Origin of the sequence: Thioalkalivibrio sulfidiphilus HL-EbGr7 (assembly GCF_000021985.1) — a bacterium.
Lineage (GTDB): Bacteria > Pseudomonadota > Gammaproteobacteria > Ectothiorhodospirales > Ectothiorhodospiraceae > Thioalkalivibrio_A > Thioalkalivibrio_A sulfidiphilus.
In genome coordinates, this window is sequence record NC_011901.1 from 749,994 (window position 1) to 764,444 (window position 14,451).

The 14,451-nt window shown below is 66.0% G+C and carries 10 protein-coding genes; 5 read left to right on the top strand and 5 right to left on the bottom strand.

Annotation, left to right across the window (positions count from 1 at the left end; all coding sequences use genetic code 11):
• Nucleotides 1-8: 8 nt before the first annotated feature.
• From TGR7_RS03445 to TGR7_RS03460, 4 genes are all read right to left on the bottom strand, one after another.
• A complete protein-coding gene (locus tag TGR7_RS03445) occupies nucleotides 9-1,538 on the bottom strand; it encodes a methyltransferase regulatory domain-containing protein (RefSeq protein ID WP_012637277.1) in 1,530 nt (509 codons plus the stop codon).
• On the bottom strand, nucleotides 1,535-2,854 hold the full coding sequence (locus tag TGR7_RS03450; protein ID WP_012637278.1) for a cyclic di-GMP phosphodiesterase: 1,320 nt from the start codon (nucleotides 2,852-2,854) through the stop codon (nucleotides 1,535-1,537). Before TGR7_RS03450 ends, TGR7_RS03445 begins: the two co-directional genes overlap by 4 nt.
• 267 nt (nucleotides 2,855-3,121) lie before the next feature.
• Entirely contained in the window at nucleotides 3,122-5,722 is a 2,601-nt protein-coding gene (locus tag TGR7_RS03455; RefSeq protein WP_012637279.1) for a serine/threonine-protein kinase, read from the bottom strand.
• Between the two features lie 183 nt (nucleotides 5,723-5,905).
• The gene (locus tag TGR7_RS03460; protein WP_012637280.1) at nucleotides 5,906-6,886 is read right to left on the bottom strand and encodes a LysR family transcriptional regulator; all 981 of its coding nucleotides are present in this window, start codon (nucleotides 6,884-6,886) and stop codon (nucleotides 5,906-5,908) included.
• A 122-nt stretch (nucleotides 6,887-7,008) separates the two neighbouring features.
• Between TGR7_RS03460 and TGR7_RS03465 the strand changes: the two genes are divergently transcribed.
• From TGR7_RS03465 to TGR7_RS03480, 4 genes are all read left to right on the top strand, one after another.
• Complete coding sequence (locus TGR7_RS03465) at nucleotides 7,009-7,395, top strand: DoxX family protein (protein WP_012637281.1); 387 nt, start codon at nucleotides 7,009-7,011, stop codon at nucleotides 7,393-7,395.
• 149 nt (nucleotides 7,396-7,544) lie between these two features.
• A complete protein-coding gene (locus TGR7_RS03470) occupies nucleotides 7,545-8,528 on the top strand; it encodes a glutathione S-transferase family protein (RefSeq protein ID WP_012637282.1) in 984 nt (327 codons plus the stop codon).
• Nucleotides 8,529-8,627: 99 nt separating this feature from the next.
• On the top strand, nucleotides 8,628-9,695 hold the full coding sequence (locus TGR7_RS03475) for an efflux RND transporter periplasmic adaptor subunit (RefSeq protein ID WP_012637283.1): 1,068 nt from the start codon (nucleotides 8,628-8,630) through the stop codon (nucleotides 9,693-9,695).
• On the top strand, nucleotides 9,692-12,808 hold the full coding sequence (locus TGR7_RS03480; protein WP_012637284.1) for an efflux RND transporter permease subunit: 3,117 nt from the start codon (nucleotides 9,692-9,694) through the stop codon (nucleotides 12,806-12,808). The genes TGR7_RS03475 and TGR7_RS03480 overlap by 4 nt, the downstream gene beginning before the upstream one ends.
• 23 nt (nucleotides 12,809-12,831) lie before the next feature.
• On the opposite strand, the gene msrB is transcribed toward TGR7_RS03480, so the two are convergent.
• Nucleotides 12,832-13,245: a peptide-methionine (R)-S-oxide reductase MsrB gene (msrB, locus tag TGR7_RS03485; protein WP_012637285.1), complete on the bottom strand. Its 414-nt coding sequence runs from the start codon at nucleotides 13,243-13,245 to the stop codon at nucleotides 12,832-12,834.
• A 100-nt stretch (nucleotides 13,246-13,345) separates the two neighbouring features.
• Here msrB and TGR7_RS03490 point away from each other — a divergent pair, with 100 nt between their 5' ends.
• A complete protein-coding gene (locus TGR7_RS03490; RefSeq protein ID WP_012637286.1) occupies nucleotides 13,346-14,416 on the top strand; it encodes an EAL domain-containing protein in 1,071 nt (356 codons plus the stop codon).
• Nucleotides 14,417-14,451: the final 35 nt, after the last annotated feature.

Below are 14,451 nucleotides of genomic sequence, written 5' to 3' on the forward strand. Positions count from 1 at the left end.
AGTCCCTGTTAGCTGGCCGCCTGCTCGAGCAGGCCGTGGCGATGAAGCAGGGTCAGCAGTCGTTCCACATTGGCCCTGACCAGACGCTGCCGGGGCTTGTCCGCAGGCTGCGCGTCGATCCCCATGGCCTGGGCCAGGGCGGCGTCTTCCCCGGCCTCCTGAATCAGGGCCTGGGTCAGTGTATCCAGGTCCCTGGTGCCATCCAGCAGTGAGACCAGTTTCGTGGATACCGGGTCCAGACCGAGGCTTTCGTGGCGAAAACTGGCCAGGTGGCCCTCGCCCATCTGCGCCTGCATCCGGCCCAGGGCCGAGATCCCGGGGCGTGCCGGGCGGGCGCGGGGCAGGTCCGGATTGCCCAGGCCCGTGGTGTTCACGGCGCCGGAGATGAACAGGTTGAACAACTCGCCCAGGAGTTCGCCATCGGCCCGTGCCTTGCCCAGGGCCTCTGTCATGGTCAGTGCGCGGGGGTAGGCCTCGGAAAGGGCGCCGAGCATGCGGTGGGCCTGGGGGTGCAGTACGTGAAAGCCGGTGCCGCCGGGGCTGCGCCACAGGGTGCGCCCCCGTTCGTCCCGGTCGGCCTGCAGGGCGCTGTAGAGCCGTTGCCCTGCCAGCCAGTCCAGATCGATCTCCCGTTGGATGCTGACATCGGTCCTGCACAGCAGGCTTTGGCGGAAGGGGCGCAGGCGCAGGAAGTCCAGGTACTGTTCTTCCCGTTCCAGGTCGTCCAGGGTCTCGAAGCGCTGGGCCACCGCATCGCCCAGGGTGCTGGGGAACATGGTGTGCAGTTGCGCGTCGGCCAGATACTGAAGCCCGGCGGACTTTGCCCGGGCCATGAAAGCGGAAAACAGCATGGGGCTGTTCGAGTCTTCCAGGTACTCGTGATAGAGGTAGCTGTCCCGGGCCTTTTGCAAATAGGCGACTTCCTTTTGCAGCCACTCGTGACCCGGTGGCGGGTGATCCATGGGGGTGGCGAGAAAGTCCAGCAGTTCCCGGGCGGCGGCGAGCCGTGCGGCCGGCCCCTCGATGCCCCGGGTGTGGTGCAGCAGCATCTCCCGGACCATGCCCCGCAGGCCCCAGCCGGGCTGGGTGTTGTAGCTGATGGTGGCCACCCCGCTTGGTGACAGGCGCCGGGCACAGATCTCCAGGATGCGGGTCTGCACAAAATCCGGCACCCAGGAGAACACTCCGTGGACGATGATGTAGTCGAAGGGTTCGCCGTCCAGGGGCAGGTCCATGATGTCGGCGTGGCGGATCTCCACGTTGCCGAGCCCCAGGTGTTGCACCATGCGTTGGCCATGGGCCGCCTGGGCACCGGATAGCTCCACGCCCAGGTACTGGCCCTCGGGCAGATACCAGGCCATGGGGATCAGGTTGCCGCCGGCGGCGCAGCCCAGTTCCAGTACCCGGGCGCGGCTCGGGTCGGGGGCGGCGATGCCGAACAGCCCGGCGATGGCCGCCAGACGGTCCGGGTGGGTCTCGGTGATGGGGTGGCTTTCGTAGGGGATCTGGTCGTAGCTCTCGGCTACCGGGTCTGTCACAGCTTGAGTTCCTCGAGATCGGCGGGTGCGTGGGGCCGGCCATTGTCCCGGCTGATCTGCTCGCGGATCAAGCCGGCCATGTCCAGGTGCAGTTCGTCGGGGTCGAGCACCCGGCGTACCGCCGGGGCGTCCTTGTGCTGACGCCAGACATCGCTGCCCAGGTTCATCAGCTGCCTGGCGCAGGGGGTGTGGTGATCGGCCTCCAGCAGCAGCATCACCACGGGGCGCAGTTTCTGGTTCTCGTTGAGACCCACGATCACCGCCACCTGGCCGGTGGTCAGTTCCACCACGGCGCCGATGGGGTAGATGCCCACGCAGCGGATGAAGGCCTGTACCAGTTCCCGGTCCAGGCCCGTGCCGGCCATGTTGTACAGACGGCTCAGTGCCTCCTGGGCGGAGATGCCGTCGTGGTAGGCCCGGTGGCTGCACAGGGCGTCGTAGATATCGACGATGGACACCATCTGGGTCATCACGGGGATCTGGCCTTCGCCGAGGCGGTCCGGGTAGCCGCGGCCATCGTTGCGTTCATGATGGTGCAGCACCGCGTCCAGGGCCGCCGGGGGGATGTTGGGGTCCTCCAGCAGCAGTCGGTGGCCCTGCACGGGGTGGGTTTTCATGAGTTCGAATTCTTCCGGGTTCAGGGCCCCGGGCTTGTTGAGCACCTCCAGGGGCACGCGCAGCTTGCCGATGTCGTGCAGCAGCGCCCCCAGGCCCAGGGTGTTGAGCTGGGTCGTATCCAGTCCCATATAGCGGCCGAAGGTCAGGGCCAGGATGCAGACGTTGACGCTGTGGATGGAGGTGTAGGCATCGCGTTTGCGTAACTGGGTCATCCAGACCATGGCGCTGGGGGCCTCCACCACCTGTTCCACCAGGTCCGAGACCATCTCCCGGGCCTCGTCGGTATCCACCCCCTGACCCAGCTGGACCTGCTCCATGGTCCGGCGCAGGTAGTCGTGGCTGCGGTCCCGCACTCGCGCGGCACGGTCCAGCTGCTGGCGAAAGCGTGTCGGTTCCGTGGGGGGCGCAGAAAGCAGGGCAGGATTTTCTCGAACCTCGAGGCTCGGTGCAGTGGCAGGAGTGTGCTTGGGGGTGGTGCGTGCCGGGGCGCCATGGCCCCGTTCCGGGTCAATGAACACGTACACACAGAGCTGGCGCAGGGCCTCCAGCTCTCGGTCCGTGCGGATTGGAAAGCCCTGCAGGAGGAACGGGCTGTCCAGCCAGGGACGGTCCAGCTGGCAGACGTACATGCCCTTTTTCAGGTCATCGACCTGCACCCTGAGCATGCGCGTGGATTCGCGCTGATCCCTCGTCTCCATGGGGACATTGTCGATCCCCCGGCAACCGTGTTCAAGCAGGAATCGGGCTGGCCCAGATATTTCACCACGCCGCCGAGCCATCGTGATGCGTGCGGCCTCTGGGCCTGTCTCGCTGGCTCATAGGGCGGCCCATGGCCGCCTGACCCATGGCCGCCTGCTGACGGCGGGCACGGCCCTATGGCTAAGCTTCTGCGGGAAGACGACGGCGCGAGACAGGCCCAGAGACCACAATCATTCACGATCCTTGGTGAAATATCCGGGCTGGGCTCAGGGGGTGGCGGCCTGGTGGCCGGTGAACTGGCCGGGTTTGGGGCCCCGCTTCATGGCCACGGCACAGTCGCGCAGGCCCTTGGCCAGTTCGGTGCCGCTCTGGTAGCGACGCGCGGGATCCTTCTCCAGGGCGCGGTTGACGATCAGGGCCACCAGGGGACCCAACTCCGGGCGCAGTTCGGAGATGGACTGGTGCCGGGTCTGGGTGATCTGGTAGACCAGCCCGGCCATGGTGTCGGCGGTGAAGGGCAGCTGCCCGGTCAGCAGTTGATACAGGGTCACGCCCAGGGCGAACAGGTCGGAGCGTCCGTCCACCGGCTGCCCGGAGACCTGCTCCGGGGACATGAAGGCCGGTGTGCCCAGAATGGTGCCGGTGCGGGTGCGGTTGTTGTCGGTGAGACAGGCGATGCCGAAGTCGGTGATCTTCACCGAGTGGCGGCTTCGGTCATAGATCACGTTGGCCGGCTTCACGTCCCGGTGGATCACATGCTGGTCGTGGGCGTAGGCCAGGCCCTCGGCCACCTGGGCGCAGATCTCCAGTACCTCGGCCACGGGCAGCAGGGCATCCCGGTGCACGTAGGATTCCAGGGAGCTGCCCTCAAGGTAGTCCATGGCGATGAAGGCAAGGTCATGTTCCTCGCCCACGTCGTAGATGGTCACGATGTTGCGATGATTGAGGCGCCCGGAGGCCTCCGCTTCCCGGAAGAAGCGCCATTTGACCTGCTCGAGCATCTCGGACTCGAACTCCTGGTTCAGGGCCAGGGTCTTGATGGCCACCTTGCGCCCGATCTTGGGATCCACGCCCAGGTAGACCACCCCCATGGAGCCCCGCCCCAGCTGGCACTCGACCTGGTATCGGCCCAGGGTGGGTTTTTCCAGGGTGTCGCCGTCGACGATCAGATTGCTGTCCGCGGTGGAATGCTCGGTGCCCAGTCGGGCACGGCCCTGGCCCGCCAGACCCTTGAGTCGCTCGATGCGCACCGGCACGTCACGGTAGTGGGGTGACAGCCACTCCAGGTGCCCGTAGACCTCCCGGGCCCGGGCGTACTGGCGGCGGCGCACCAGGTCATGGCCCAGCTGGTAGAGCTCCTCGCGCAGCCCGTCATCCACCACCCGGGCCTGGACCAGGTGCTCAAAGGCCGACTCGAGATCGCCCTGGGCGCGCAGCATGGCACCGAGCTTGCGATGGGCCCTGGAGGCATCCAGACGGTCCCGCTCGTTGGCGTCGGCATAGCGCAGGCCGCCCCAGATCAGGCCATGGCCCAGCAGCAGGGCCACGATCGGCAGGGTCACCGGCAGCCACAGTTGCTGTACCAGCAGCAGGAGCAGGCCGGCGTTGAAGACCACCACGCCCAGCAACAGGCCTATGAGCAGCCCGCTGGATCGGCCCATGAGCCGGGCCGGCATGACCAGCAGGTACAGACAGACCAGCAGCAACAGCAGCCGTTCCAGGCCATGGGTCCAGGCAGGTACCCGCACCCAGGCCCCGTCCAGGAGGCTGCCCAGGACATAGGTCTGCCACAGGGCCTCGGGCACGGTGTCGGCGGGTTGCCCGGTATGGCCCCTGGCTGCGCCGGGACCGAGGATCACGGTGCGTCCTGCCAGGCGCTCGGTGACGGAGGCGCCCCGGCCCAGCACCATGTCCAGGCTGACGGTCTCCACGCCGCCGCGACGCAGATCCCGGCTCGGCGGCAGGGGGTGGGCGGCAAGCCCCGGTCCCAGGGGGATCAGTTGAGCGCCCAGGCGCAGGCCTCGACCGGGCTCCAGTTCTGGCATCCCCCCCTGGGCCAGGAGGGGCAGCAGGAACCCGGACCGGTAACCGTCCTCATGGGCCACCGCCAGGGGCACGCCTCGACCGGGGGTCACGGGCAGGGCGGCCCCCACGGCCCGGGCGGCGCTGGCCAGGGGGGCAATGGGTTCGGCCAGGGGCAGGGCGCTGAAATTTGTCCCCGGTGCATACATCAGGGGGGCGAGCCAGGGGTGGGCCTGCCATCCGCTGAAGCCCTCGGCCACGGGGCTGAGTGTGGAGCCAGGGGTGGCGGCGGGCAGCGTGGCTGGCGGCGCTGCCAGCACCACGTTGCCATGGCGGCGCAGGGTGGTGGCCAGACGCCCGTCCCGGTCCAGCTGGACCAGCCAGCGGGGGTCCGGCGCGCCGCGTTCGCCCTGTTCTGCGGCCTGCATGAGGCGCTGCAGATCCGATGGGGACTGGGGCTGGTTCAGGGGCAGATAGACGCCGATGGCCTGGACTCCCTGGGATTGCAGGGCGGCCAGGGCGCGGTTCAGGGTGTCATGGTCCGCGGTGCTTTGCGCCGGGCCCATGTCCACGAAGGCCACGGAGGAGAGGTCCGCTTCCCCAGGCACCATGCGGGTGGCCAGGTCGTAGGCCAGGTGATCCAGGCTGCGGGGCCATTGGGCGTAGGAGAGGGCCAGGATGATGATCAGAAATGCAGCCACCAGCAGGCGGTGCAGGTCACGCCCGCGCAGGCGCAGCGGCCGGCGTTGACGTTGTTGTGCGGACAGTCCGGACAGGGCGACCGTATCCCGTGTGTTGTCGGGAGGGGGCGCCACCATGGTTTTGTCGGAGCCGGTCACTGGCATGGGCTGTCTGGGCGTCCTTTGCTGCTGCGCCGGGGAGACGGTGCGTCCGATCGGCCGTGCCCTGACCACCGTCTGGCGGTCGGGTAATCGCTGTGTTCGCCGATCTGTGTCACGGTCTCCTCCCCCCCCGGTGGTCTGGTCATCCTGGATGTCTACCCGCAGGGTGACAGCCGTTTCTTGTTCTTAGCGTGGCCCATTATTCCCCGGATCCTCGGCACTTGCATACCCGTTTATCGGTAAACCCGACGCTTGTGGCGGGGGGGTGTTCGATGTGTCGGTGGCATGACAGGCCTGGTGCAGGACCCGGGCCAGGGCCCGGGTGGCGGGGCCGGCGTTGTCCGGATCCTGGAAGATCAGGTAGAGACTGGCGCTTTGTTGCAGGCCGGCGGTCAGGGGCAGGGCCTTGAGTCTGCCCTGGTCCAGGGCCTCCCGGATGCGGTGCAGGGGCAGCCAGCCGAAGCCCAGCCCGGCGCCGACGGCGGCGGCGGCGGTGTCCAGGCTGGTGACGGTCCAGCGGTGCTCGGCGTCCAGCCAGCCGAAGTCGGTGCGATGCAGGGTGCCCGAATCCCGCACCACCACCTGCATGTGATCCTTCAGGTCGTGGCCCGTGAGGGGGCGTTCGAGGCGGTGCAGGGGGTGGTGCGGATGGGCCACGGCCAGGAACTGCACCTCCATGAGCGGGTCACCCAGATGGCTGGCGGGCACGTGGGTGCCGATGACCAGGTCCGCCTCCCCGGACAGCAGGGACTCCTCGGCCCCGGACAGCACCACCTCCTGGAGTTGTACCCGGGTGCCCCGGCTCAGGGGCATGAACTCGACCAGGGCAGCCATGAGCAGATCCGAGGGGAAGGCGGCATCCACCACCAGGCGAACCTCCGCCTCCCAGCCCTCGCTGAGGGTATGGGCCAGGCCTTCCAGGCTGCCGGCATCCCTGAGCAGGGCGCGGGAGCGGCGCAGCAACACCTCGCCTGCCTCGGTGAGCACGGCCTTGCGCCCCTCGATGCGCAGCAGGGGGATGCCCACCTGCTCCTGCAGGCGAGCCACGGCGTAACTCACCGAAGACTGGCTGCGGTGCAGGTGGCGAGCGGCCTGGGAAAAGCCGCCCTGGTCCACCACGGCCTGGAGTACACGCCATTGTTCGAGGGTGACGCGGGGTGCCTTCATGGGGTTTCCGTCCTAATGTATCTAAAATATAGATCAAATAAGTCAATATTTTGCGCTTTTATATCTAATTTAACTGTAGATAATGGGTCCTCAACGACACCAACAACCCAGAGGAAAAGCACATGAATGCATTGCAACCCGTTTCCACCCTGGCCGGCCGCGTGCTGCTGGGCGTGATGTTTCTGCTGGCCGGTCTGGACAAGATCGGTGGTTTCGACGGCACCCAGGGCTACATGCAGGCCATGGGCGTGCCGGGCATGCTCCTGCCCCTGGTCATCCTGCTGGAGGTGGGGGGTGGCCTGGCCCTGATCATCGGCCTGTGGGCACGTTGGGCGGGCCTGTTGCTGGCCGGCTTCACCCTCCTGGCGGCGCTGATCTTTCACCTGGACTTCTCCGACGGCATGCAGCAGATCCTGTTCATGAAGAACCTGGCCATCACCGGCGGCCTGCTCTACGTCTTTGCCCACGGTGCCGGCGCCTGGAGCATCGACGCCCGTCGCGGCGGCTGAGCCGGGCCCGCCAGGGTCCAGAAGGCCTGCCATTCACCTGCGGGCGGCCCGGGATGAACTCCCGCCGCCGTCCGCCTGTCCTAACAACGATGCGCCACCGGGCGGTTCCATTCCTTTTGGCCCGCGGATGCATCCAACGGAGCACATCCATGAGTCTCATGATCAACGGGAAATTACGTGACGAAGACTGGCTTGAGGCGGAGACCGAGGCCGGTGAATTCGTACGCCAGGATTCCCAGTTTCGCCACTGGGTCACCCCTGACGGATCCCCGGGTCCCAGCGGCGAGGGCGGTTTTGCCGCCGAGCCGGGCCGCTACCACCTGTACGTCTCCTGGGCCTGTCCCTGGGCCCATCGCACCCTGATCTTTCGTCAGCTCAAAGGGCTGGAGGATCTGATCAGTGTCTCGGTGGTCAACCCCTTCATGCACGAGCCCGGCTGGACCTTCGAACCCCACCCCGGTTCCACCCCCGACCACCTGCATGGTGTGCGGTACATGCACGAGCTCTACAGCCGTGCAGATCCGCAGTACACCGGCATCGTTACGGTGCCCGTGCTGTGGGACAAGCAGCGCGACACCATCGTCAACAACGAGTCGGCCGAGATCATTCGCATGTTCAACAGCGCCTTCGAGGCCCATACGCAGCGCCACCAGGATTACTACCCCGAAGCCCTGCGTGGGCAGATCGATGAGGTTAACGAGCGCATCTACGAGCGCCTCAACAACGGTGTCTATCGATGCGGCTTCGCCACCACCCAGGCGGCCTACGAGCGGGCCTATGAGGACCTGTTCGAGACCCTCGACTGGCTGGAAGACAGGCTGTCACGGCAGCGTTATCTGGTGGGGGGGCAATTGACGGAGGCCGACTGGCGCCTGTTTACTACCCTGGTGCGCTTCGATGCGGTCTACTACAGCCACTTCAAGTGCAACCAGCGCCGTCTCATGGATTATCCCAAGCTGTGGGCCTACACCCGTGAGCTCTACCAGATGGAAGGGATTGCGCAGACGGTGCATCTTGAACAGATCAAGACCCATTATTACGGTAGTCACGCCCAGCTCAATCCGAGCGGTATCGTGCCCCGGGGCCCGGAACTGGATTTCCGCGCCCCCCACGATCGCGAAGGCCTGAACTGAGCCTGCGAACGTGAATTATGCGTCTGGTACCGCGACCCGGTGAGATCGCCGGGCCAGAGGCCGGATTCGAAACCGTGTTTTTGTCGAGGACGTAAAGACGTGAAAAAGCTTGTGGCGCCCCTGGTGCTGGTGCTCGCCGCGATCATCGCGGTGGGCGCGGTCTATCACTTCCAGCAACAGGCCAGCGCGCCCCAGGCATCCGCGGGGGGTGGCGGTGGCGCCCCCATCCCGGTGGTGGTCGCCGAAGTGGGCCTGGCCACCTATGTCACCACCCTGGAATCCCTGGGCACGGCCCGCTCCAACGAATCCGTGGACCTGGCCGCCAAGGTCACGGGTCGCGTGGAGGCGCTCAATTTCAGTGACGGTCAGCGGGTGCGCCGCGGGGATCTGCTGGCGCAGTTGGACACCGCCGAGCAGCGGGCCGATCTGCAGGAGGCAGAGGTCCGGCTTGCCGAGCAGCGCCGGGAGGTGGATCGCATCCGGGGCCTGGTGGCCGACAGGGCCTTGCCCCGCCAGCGCCTGGACGAGCAGGAGTCCCGCTTGAGCGAGGCCCAGGCGCGCCTGGAAGCGGCCCGTGCCCGGCTGGATGACCGCAGTGTCCATGCCCCCTTCGGTGGGGTGCTGGGGCTGCGGCGGGTCAGCGTCGGCGCCCTGGTGAATCCTGGCACCCTGATCACCACCCTGGACGATGTCAGTGTCATTAAGCTGGACTTCACCGTGCCCGAGACATTCCTGCCCGGGATCGAGGTGGGGCAGAACATCACCGCCCGCAGTGCCGCCTATCCTGGTCGCGAATTCCGGGGTCGGGTGACCTCGGTGGATTCCCGTGTGGATCCGGGCACCCGGGCCGGCATTGTGCGGGCAGAGATCCCCAATCCCGACAGTGTCCTGTTCCCCGGCATGCTGCTCACGGTGCGCCTGCTCAAGCAGGAGACCGAATCCCTGTCCATCCCCGAGGCGGCCCTGGTGCCCATGCGGGACGAGCAGTACGTGTTCGTGGTCAATGATGACGAGCGTGTCGAGCGCCTGCGCATCGTGACCGGTCGGCGGGCACCGGGCCGGGTCGAAGTGCTGGAAGGCCTTGAGCAAGGCATCCGGGTCGTGGTGCAAGGCACCAACCGCGTGCGTCCCGGGATACGGGTCGAGGCCGAGGTCAGCGCCCAATGATCATCTCGGATGTGGCCAACCGGCGGCCGATATTCGCCGTGGTGATCAGCCTGCTGCTGATCGCCTTCGGCATCATCTCTTATGATCGCCTGCCGCTGAGGGAATATCCGGACATCAACCCGCCGGTGGTGACCATCCTCACGGACTATCCCGGTGCCAATGCCGCCATTGTGGAGACCAAGATCACCCAGCTGGTGGAGGACCGGGTCAGCGGCATCGAGGGCATCCAGTGGATCCAGTCCGACAGTACCGACGGGCGCTCGCGTATCACCGTGGAGTTCGATGTCAGTCGGGATATCGATGCTGCAGCCAACGATGTGCGCGAGGCGGTCTCCCGGGTGGTGCGTCAGTTGCCCGACGAGGCGGACCCGCCCATGGTGTTCAAGGCAGACACCAACGCCGACGTGATCCTGTGGCTGAACCTCTCAAGCACCCGGCTCAACCGCATGGAGCTCACCGATTACGCCGAGCGCTACCTGGTGGACCGCATGTCGGTGGTGGATGGTGTGGCCCTGGTACGGGTGGGCGGCTCGCTGACCTATTCCATGCGCATCTGGCTGGACCGGGAGGCACTGGCCGCACGGTCCCTGACCGTGGAGGACGTGGAGGCGGCCCTGCGTCGGGAGAACGTGGAGCTGCCTGCCGGTCGGGTGGAGTCCGTGACACGGGAATTCAACGTGCGTGTGGCCCGTGCCTATTCAACGCCCGAGGATTTCGCGCGCCTGGTGGTGCGCCGGGGCGATGACGGACATCTGATTCGTCTGGGGGAGGTGGCGCGGGTGGAGATCGGGCCCGCCGATGAACGCACGGAGCTGCGGGGCAACGGCGAATCCATGGTGGGACTGGGCATCATCCAGCAGTCCACTGCCAATACCCTGGAGGTGGCCCAGGCGGTCAAGATCGAGGCAGAGCGCATTCGTCCCAGCCTGCCCGAGGGTGTCACGCTCAACATGAGCTACGACAGTTCGGTGTTCATCGAGGGCGCCATCAAGGAGGTGTATACCACCCTGTTCATTGCCATGGCGGTGGTGATCCTGGTGATCTACCTGTTCCTGGGTAATCTGCGCGCCATGCTGATCCCGGCGGTCACCGTGCCGGTGTCCCTGATCGCTGCCTTCACGGCGCTGTATGCCCTGGGCTTTACGGTCAACCTGCTCACCCTGCTGGCCCTGGTGCTGGCCATCGGTCTGGTGGTGGACGATGCCATCGTGGTGCTGGAGAACATTCACCGGCGTATCGAGCTGGGTGAGCCGCCCCTGCTGGCGGCCTACCGGGGCGCGCGCCAGGTGGGCTTTGCGGTGGTGGCGACCACCCTGGTGCTCATCGCCGTGTTCGTGCCCCTGGCCTTTCTGCAGGGCAACATCGGGCGGCTGTTCACGGAATTCGCCCTGGCCATGGCGGCGGCCGTGGCCTTCTCAAGCCTGGTGGCGCTGACGCTCTCGCCGGTGATGTGTGCCCGCCTGATTCGTGCCGACAACCAGAAGACGGGCCTGAGCCATGTCATGCACGTGGCCTTCGAGCGGCTGGGTAATTTCTACGCCCGAATCCTGTCCCTCTCCCTGAAGGTGCCGGTGGTGACCGGTGTGGTGCTGATTGCCCTGTTCGCGGTCATCGCCATCCTGATCCAGGTGATCCCCAACGAATACGCCCCCCGGGAGGACCGGGGGGCGTTCTTCGTGTTTGCCTCTGCGCCGGAAGGCACCAGTTATCCGGCGATGACGGGGCACATGCGTGAGGTGGAAAAGCGCCTGCTGCCACTGCTGGAAAGTGGTGAGGCCATCCGGGTGCTGGCGCGCACGCCGCGCAGCTTCGGCAACTCCGAGGTGGTCAATGACGGCATCGGCATCGTGGTGCTGCAGCACTGGGACGAGCGGTCCCGATCGGCCAGCGAGATCATGAGCGCCCTGCAGCCGGAGCTGAACCAGATCCCCGGCGTGCGTGCGGTGACCGTGATGCGTCAGGGTCTGGGCGGGCGACGTGCGGGCCAGCCGGTGCAGTTCGTGCTGGGTGGGCCCAGCTACGAGGAGCTGGCCCAGTGGCGGGACATCATCATTGATCGGGCCTCCAGTAACCCGGGTCTGCGGGGCCTGGATTCCGATTTCAAGGAGACCAAGCCGCAGTTGCTGGTGACCATCGACAAGGACCGGGCCGCGGATCTGGGCGTGTCGGTGGAAAGCATCGGCCGCACCCTGGAGACCATGCTGGGCTCGCGCCGGGTAACCACCTACATCGACCGGGGCGAGGAATACGACGTGATCCTGGAGGGTGAGCCCGAGCAGCGGCGCACGCCCAATGACATCAGCAATATCTATGTGCGCTCCCAGCGCAGCGACGAGTTGATTCCCTTGTCCAACCTGGTGAGTTTCGTGGAGCAGGCCGACGCCGCCAGCCTCAATCGCTACAACCGCATGCGCTCGGTGACCATTACCGCAGGGCTCGCCGATGACTATACCCTCGGCGAGGCACTGGAGTACCTGGACGGCATTGCCGCGGAATTGCTGCCGGAGACCGCGCGTATCGACTACAAGGGGGATTCCCTGGAGTTTCGCAAGGCCGGTGGTGCGGTGATCTTCGTCTTCGCCCTGGCCCTGTTGGTGGTGTTCCTGGTGCTGGCCGCCCAGTTCGAGAGTTTCGTGCATCCCCTGGTGATCATGCTCACGGTGCCGCTGGCCATCGCCGGCGCCCTGTTCGGGCTGTGGGTCACGGGGCAGACACTCAACATCTACAGTCAGATCGGCATTGTCATGCTCATCGGCCTGGCGGCCAAGAACGGCATCCTGATCGTGGAGTTCGCCAACCAGTTGCGTGACCAGGGTATTGAATTCCATGACGCACTCATGGATGCGGCCCGTCTGCGTCTGCGCCCGGTGCTGATGACCGCCGTGACCACGGTGATGGGCACCCTGCCATTGATCCTGGGCAGCGGCCCCGGCGCCGAGAGCCGTTTCGTGATCGGCACCGTGGTGTTCTCCGGCGTGCTGTTTGCCACCTTCTTCACCCTGTTCGTAGTGCCTGTGGCCTACCAGACACTGGCGCGGCACAGCGGCTCGCCGGGCGATACCCGCAAGCGCATCGAAGAACTGGAGGCCTTGCACGGCGAGGCACGGACCTAGTCCGGCCTGTAAGCCGTCCGGCCTTATTTGTGGGCGGCCTTGAAGTCCAGCGACAGGGAGTTGATGCAGTAGCGCAGACCGGTGGGAGGTGGTCCGTCCGGGAATACGTGGCCCAGGTGGGCATCGCACCGGGCGCAGCGCACCTCCTCGCGGATCATGCCGTGGCTGGTGTCGCGCACTACGCTCAGGGCATCGCCGGAGACCGGCTGCCAGTAGCTGGGCCAGCCGCTGCCGGAGTCAAATTTATGTTCGGAACTGAACAGCGGCGCATCACAGCAGATGCAGTGATAGATGCCGGTCTCGTGGTGGTCATAGTAGCGGCCGCTGAAGGGCGGCTCGGTGCCGGCGCGCCGGGTCACCGCATAGGCCTCGGGACTCAGCCGCTCGCGCAGGCTTTCGTCGGTAATCTGCCCTGGCCTGTCCTGATTGTTGCTCATGGAATGAGACCTCCTCTTAACCGGGGCTGGGGTCTTGGGTATGCTGGTCACAGGCGCGGCCGGTCCCGCGCCCCATCATCCTACATCAAGGCGTCATTCCATGGCCTGTAAAGACTGTCAAACCATCCGCCGTCCGGAAAATGGTCCGGGCACGCTGTTCCTGGCCCCCTTCCTGACCCACACCTACCAGACCCTGCAAAAGCGCCTGGACGAAAAGGGCCTGCTGGTGGAAGCCCCTGCGCCAGGTGTGCTGGGTGTGCCGGTCAGCGAGGAGGGCATCCGCGCCCTGGGCGAGTTGCTCACGCAGCTGATGAACGAGGCCGAGGTGGAGGGGTGTCGGGCGGTGTTCCTGCCCCGGGGCGAGGCCTTCGGCATCGCCCAGCTCATGGAGACCCAGCCCCTGTCCACGCTGCTCTCCCGCCTGAGCAGCGACTGGCTCATGGACATGATCGACGAGGAACGACTCAGCTTCCACTTCCAGCCCATCGTGCCCATCAATAATCCCGGGGAACCCTTCGCCTACGAGGCCCTCATCCGGGGCAGCATGAAGGATGGCGAGGTGGTCTACCCGGACCGCCTGTTCGCCCAGGCCCGGGCCTCGGAGCTGACCTTTCACCTGGACCGGGCGGCCCGTATCAATGCGATTCGCCAGGCCATGGGGCACGGCCTGACCACGGCGGTATTCATCAACTTCAATCCCACCACCATCTACGAACCCTCCTTCTGTCTGCAGACCACGGTCAAGGAGGCAGAGAAGGTGGGGGCCGATCCCAACCAGTTCGTGTTCGAGGTGGTGGAGAGTGAGCACGTGGGCGATGTGCCCCATCTGCTGCGCATCATCAATTACTACCGGGATTGCGGCTTCCGGGTGGCCCTGGACGACCTGGGCGCCGGTTACGCCTCGCTGAACCTGCTGGCCAAGCTCAAACCAGATTTCGTGAAATTCGACCGGGAACTGGTCTCGGGTATCCATGAGGACAGCTTCAAGCAGAAGGTGTTGGGCAAGCTGGTGGAAATGGCCCAGGACCTGGGTATTCAGACCATCGCCGAGGGCGTTGAGCTGGTAGAGGAATGGCAGTGGCTGAAGGAGACCGGTGTGCACTTCGTGCAGGGTTACCTTTTTGCCAGACCCGCAACACCGCCACCGGTGCCGGCGTGGCCGGAAGGATGAAGGTTGAAGGTTGAAGAATGAATGGAGGTTTTCCT

Coding starts and splice junctions, on each gene's coding strand:
- TGR7_RS03470 (WP_012637282.1), top strand. CDS start 7,545: ATGAGTCTCATGATCAACGGGAAATTACGTGACGAAGACTGGCTTGAG.
- TGR7_RS03455 (WP_012637279.1), bottom strand. CDS start 5,722: ATGCCAGTGACCGGCTCCGACAAAACCATGGTGGCGCCCCCTCCCGAC.
- msrB (WP_012637285.1), bottom strand. CDS start 13,245: ATGAGCAACAATCAGGACAGGCCAGGGCAGATTACCGACGAAAGCCTG.
- TGR7_RS03490 (WP_012637286.1), top strand. CDS start 13,346: ATGGCCTGTAAAGACTGTCAAACCATCCGCCGTCCGGAAAATGGTCCG.
- TGR7_RS03465 (WP_012637281.1), top strand. CDS start 7,009: ATGAATGCATTGCAACCCGTTTCCACCCTGGCCGGCCGCGTGCTGCTG.
- TGR7_RS03460 (WP_012637280.1), bottom strand. CDS start 6,886: ATGAAGGCACCCCGCGTCACCCTCGAACAATGGCGTGTACTCCAGGCC.
- TGR7_RS03480 (WP_012637284.1), top strand. CDS start 9,692: ATGATCATCTCGGATGTGGCCAACCGGCGGCCGATATTCGCCGTGGTG.
- TGR7_RS03450 (WP_012637278.1), bottom strand. CDS start 2,854: ATGGAGACGAGGGATCAGCGCGAATCCACGCGCATGCTCAGGGTGCAG.